Source organism: Methylobacterium crusticola, assembly GCF_003574465.1.
Taxonomy (GTDB): domain Bacteria; phylum Pseudomonadota; class Alphaproteobacteria; order Rhizobiales; family Beijerinckiaceae; genus Methylobacterium; species Methylobacterium crusticola.
This window is the reverse complement of record NZ_QOWC01000365.1, coordinates 1-4,182: the sequence shown is the minus strand read 5'-3', so window position 1 is coordinate 4,182 and position 4,182 is coordinate 1. Positions and strand designations below refer to the sequence as shown.

3 protein-coding genes are annotated in these 4,182 nt (G+C 67.9%); all 3 read left to right on the top strand.

What is annotated here, in order from left to right:
* Positions 1 to 86 precede the first annotated feature (86 nt).
* The 3 genes from DT057_RS34115 (at position 87) to DT057_RS34105 (ending at position 3,834) form a co-directional block, all read left to right on the top strand.
* Positions 87 to 1,685, top strand: a complete 1,599-nt coding sequence (locus DT057_RS34115; RefSeq protein WP_128566438.1) for an FAD-dependent monooxygenase — start codon at positions 87 to 89, stop codon at positions 1,683 to 1,685.
* A 354-nt stretch (positions 1,686 to 2,039) separates the two neighbouring features.
* Positions 2,040 to 3,317 carry a sulfite dehydrogenase gene (gene soxC, locus DT057_RS34110; RefSeq protein WP_128566437.1) on the top strand — a complete coding sequence of 426 codons (1,278 nt, stop codon included), beginning with the start codon at positions 2,040 to 2,042 and terminating at the stop codon, positions 3,315 to 3,317.
* Complete coding sequence (locus DT057_RS34105; protein ID WP_128566436.1) at positions 3,298 to 3,834, top strand: c-type cytochrome; 537 nt, start codon at positions 3,298 to 3,300, stop codon at positions 3,832 to 3,834. Before soxC ends, DT057_RS34105 begins: the two co-directional genes overlap by 20 nt.
* The last annotated feature ends 348 nt before the right edge of the window (positions 3,835 to 4,182 follow it).

Sequence of the window (4,182 nt, the reverse complement as noted above, 5' to 3'; positions counted from 1 at the left end):
TTCGCCGGCGCGCCAGCGCCGAGCAATTGCGGCGCGGATTGAGGTGCTGGCGGTGGTCAGCGGTCGTCGGGCCTGAGGAGGCTGTCGTGGCGGATGTGCTCGTGGTTGGGGCTGGGCCTGTCGGCTTGACGCTCGCCTGTGAACTGGCCCGCCACGGCGTGCGCTGCCGGATCATCGACCGCGCGCCCCAGCCGCTGCCCTACTGCCGCGCGATCGGGGTCACGCCGCGGACGCTGGAGGTCTGGGACGACATGGGACTGGCTCGTGAGATGATCGACGCGGGTATCTGGCTCACGGGCCTGCGCTCGATCATCCACGAGCGGCCGCCAGTCGATGCGCCCAATCCGGCTCTCGACCTACCCTACGCCGCGCTCGGCCTGCCCCAGTACGAGACTGAGCGCATCCTCACCCGACAGCTTGAACGCTACGGCCACCTGGTCGAGCGCGGCGTGTCCCTATCGGCCCTGCGCCAGGACGGCAGCGGCGCCGCCGCCCGCATCGAGCGCGAGGGTCGTGTGAGCAAGGAAGCCAGCTTCCGGTACGTCGTGGGGTGCGACGGCGCGCACAGCGCGGTCCGGCGCCTGCTCGGCATCGCGTTCGAGGGCGAGGCCTATCCCTGGCCCTTCATGCTGGGCGACGTGCGGATCGGCTGGGACGTGCCCTATGGCATGTCGGTGCGCGCCCTGCGGCTGGTGCAAGGTGGTCCGCCCGCCATGTTCATCGCCATTCCGCTGCCGGAGCCAGGCCGATACCGCGTCTCGATGTTGGCCTCGGCCGGGCTCGTGCCCGCGGGCGGCTCCGAGCACGGCATCCAGGCCGAGCTGAAGGGTCCCTCGCTCGACGAATTGCAGGCGGTCGCGGACGATCTCCTGCCCGACCGGCCGCGCCTGTCGGATCTGCGCTGGTCGTCGGTGTTCCGCATCAGCATGCGGCTGGCCGCCGCCTACCGGCAGGGCTGCGGCTTCATCGCGGGCGATGCTGCTCACATCCACCCACCCACGGGCGGTCAAGGGATGAACACGGGCATCCAGGACGCCTACAACCTCGCCTGGAAGCTCGCCCTCGTGATCCGCGGCCACGCCTCGGAAGCGCTGCTCGACAGCTACGAGGCGGAGCGACGACCGGTCGGAGCCGACGTGGTCGCACGCACCCGCGCGGCGAGCGAGAGCTACGGGCGCGAGCAGGGCGGAGCGCCGGACCGGCGGATTGAGACCCAGGTGCTGGTCTCCTACCGTGGAATGGAGTGGGTTCGCGACGATGCGGACGGAGCCGAGGGCCCCGCGGCTGGGGACCGGGCACCGGACGTCAGCGGCCTGATGCGGCAGGGTCTCGGTTTCCCGCTGCGCCTGCACGACGTCCTGCGCGGGACGGAGCACGTCCTGATCATCCACCTCGGAGAGACCGCACCGCCGGACGTCGTGTCCGACCTGTCGGCCTGGTTGCGGCAGATCCACTCGCATTCATGCGGGCACCTGCGCACCGTCACCGTTGCGGGCGTGACGGGTCCGCCTTCGGGGCCGGAGGTGACGCAGCTCGGCGATCCTGCGGGCGCATTCGCGAAGGCCTATGGCGCGGAGGCGACGGCCTTCCTGGTGCGGCCTGACGGCTACATCGGCTGGCGAGGCAGGTCCTGGCAGGAGAGCGGATTGAAGAGGCACCTCGACCAGGTGTTTCGCGTCGTATGAGCAAGCCGGCCCCCTGCCCGAGACAGATGAATTGCGGCCCTACACGGATGCTCACCCCACTCGAGAGCTCGCGCGAGGCTCTACCGATGGCGCGCCGGGAGCGTCGTTGCTGACGTTAGCGCAAGCCAGAAGATGCTTGGCGCGGCGGGAAGCACCGCCTGGCGGCAATGCACGTAGCGGTTCGACAAACGCGCGGCGTGAGCGCTATTGCGTCAGTGAGTGAGGCCGGGGGACGGTCCGACGCCGAAGCAACTGCCGTGCAGTGTCGCGCGTGCGGCGGCGGGCCAGGCGAACCTCACGCCGTACAGTCCGATCGGGGGGCACATGGCAGGCGGGAAACGATCCTTTGAAGGCATGGCGAGGGAGGGCAACGACAGGGCCTCGACCTCACGCCGGCACTTTCTCTCGCAGAGCTCCGCGCTCGTTGGCGGTGCCGTTGCGGGTGGCCTCCTGGCCGAGCGGGCCCGCGCCGCGGAGCCGATGGACGCCCCCCCAAACATCCCCGAATGGATGAAAACGCCGGGTGCGGACACTGGGGCACAGCCCTACGGCACGCCCTCGGTGCACGAGAAGCACGTCGTCAAGAACATCCCGAAGTCGCTCAAGCAGTACACCTCGGCCTCGGTTCGCACGCCGTTGCAGGACCTCGACGGGATCATCACGCCGAACGGCCTGTTCTACGAGCGCCATCATGGCGGCGTACCCGATATCGATCCGGCCCAACACCGCTTGATGATCCACGGCCTCGTCGAGCGACCGCTGATCCTGACGATGGAGGAGATCCGGCGCTTTCCGTCAGAGTCGCACATCTACTTCCTCGAATGCTCGGGCAACCCCGACTTCAAGGCGATCAACGCCGGCCGCACGGCCTCCGATCTCGTCGGATTGGTGAGTTGCGCGGAATGGACCGGCGTGCGCCTCAAGACGGTGCTTGAGGAGGTCGGGCTCAAGCCCGGCGCCCACTGGATCGTCGCGGAGGGCGCCGATGCCGCGGCCTTGACCCGCAGCATCCCGATCGAGAAATGCCTCGACGACGCATTGCTGGTCTACAGCCAGAACGGTGAGCGCCTGCGCCCGCAGCAGGGCTATCCCTTGCGCGTCTTCCTGCCCGGCTTCGAAGGCAACATGAGCGTGAAGTGGCTGCGGCGCCTCAACGTGGCGGCCGAACCGGCCTATTCCCGCGAGGAGACCGCGAAGTACACCGACCTGATGCCGGACGGCACGGCGCGGCAGTTCACCTTCCTCATGGAAGCGAAGTCGATCATCACGCGACCGTCGGGCACGCAGCGGATCGAGCGCGGCTTCAACGAGATCACCGGCATCGCCTGGAGCGGGCGCGGCAGGATCGCGCGGGTGGAGGTCTCCGTCGATGGAGGCAGGACGTGGCAGGACGCGCAGTTGCAGGCGCCGATCCTGAACAAGGCACTGACCCGGTTCCGGTTGCCTTGGACGTGGACCGGTGAAGCCGCGATCATCCAGAGCCGCGCCACCGACGAGACCGGCTACGTGCAACCCGGCGTCGAGATGCTGACCGCGGCGCGCGGCATGAACTCGTTCTACCACAACAACGCCATCATCCCCTGGCGCATCGCGACGAGCGGAGAGGTCTCCAATGGCTATCCGAAGGCTTGAGGTTGCAGCCGCGGCGCTGCTCGTCGCCTCCGTAAGCTCGGCCTGGGCGGACGGCCGCTACGGCTTGGGCCGTCCGGCAAGCGAGGCTGAGATCGCGGCCTGGGATATCGACGTCGACCGCGACGGCAGGAAGCTCCCAGCAGGAAGCGGCAGCGTCGCGCATGGCCGCGAGGTGTTCGCCGCGCAATGCGCGTCCTGCCACGGACAGGCCGGCGAAGGCGGCGTCGGCGACAAGCTCGTTGGTGGCAACGACACACTCACGTCGGCGAAGCCCGTGAAGACAATCGGAAGCTACTGGCCCTATGCGCCGACGGTGTTCGATTATGTTCGCCGCGCCATGCCGATGAATGCACCGCAATCGCTAGGCAACGACGATATCTACGCGGTGGTTGGATATCTGCTCAACCTGAATGGGCTCGTGGCGGACGACGCGGTTCTCGACGCCAGATCGCTGTCGACGGTGCGCATGCCGAACCGCGATGGCTTTGTCGCCGATCCGCGGCCCGACGTGCCTTGAGGGTCGCGGGCGCGCATCCGCCGAACGATCCGGTTCAACGCTCCCCAACGTCGGATCTTGACAGCCGGCCGAGACTGGCTGAGCGCGAAGCGACCGCTTTCGGGCAAGGCGTGGGTTGCCCTTCCTCCCATGGATGGCGCGAGTGTCGACCACGCACGCGGTTCGTGAATGGAGGCTGTGAAATTTAGTCTATGGGGTCTGCCAGGCAATTGATTGCCAACCCATTCAACGGACACCCGCTAAGCCCCGGCACCTCCAGCATTGAGCAGGCGGTAGACGCAAGCTCGTCCGATACCTGATGTTGATGTTGACCCGCTCTCGTGGAGCCCTTCAGGCATTCCCACGAGG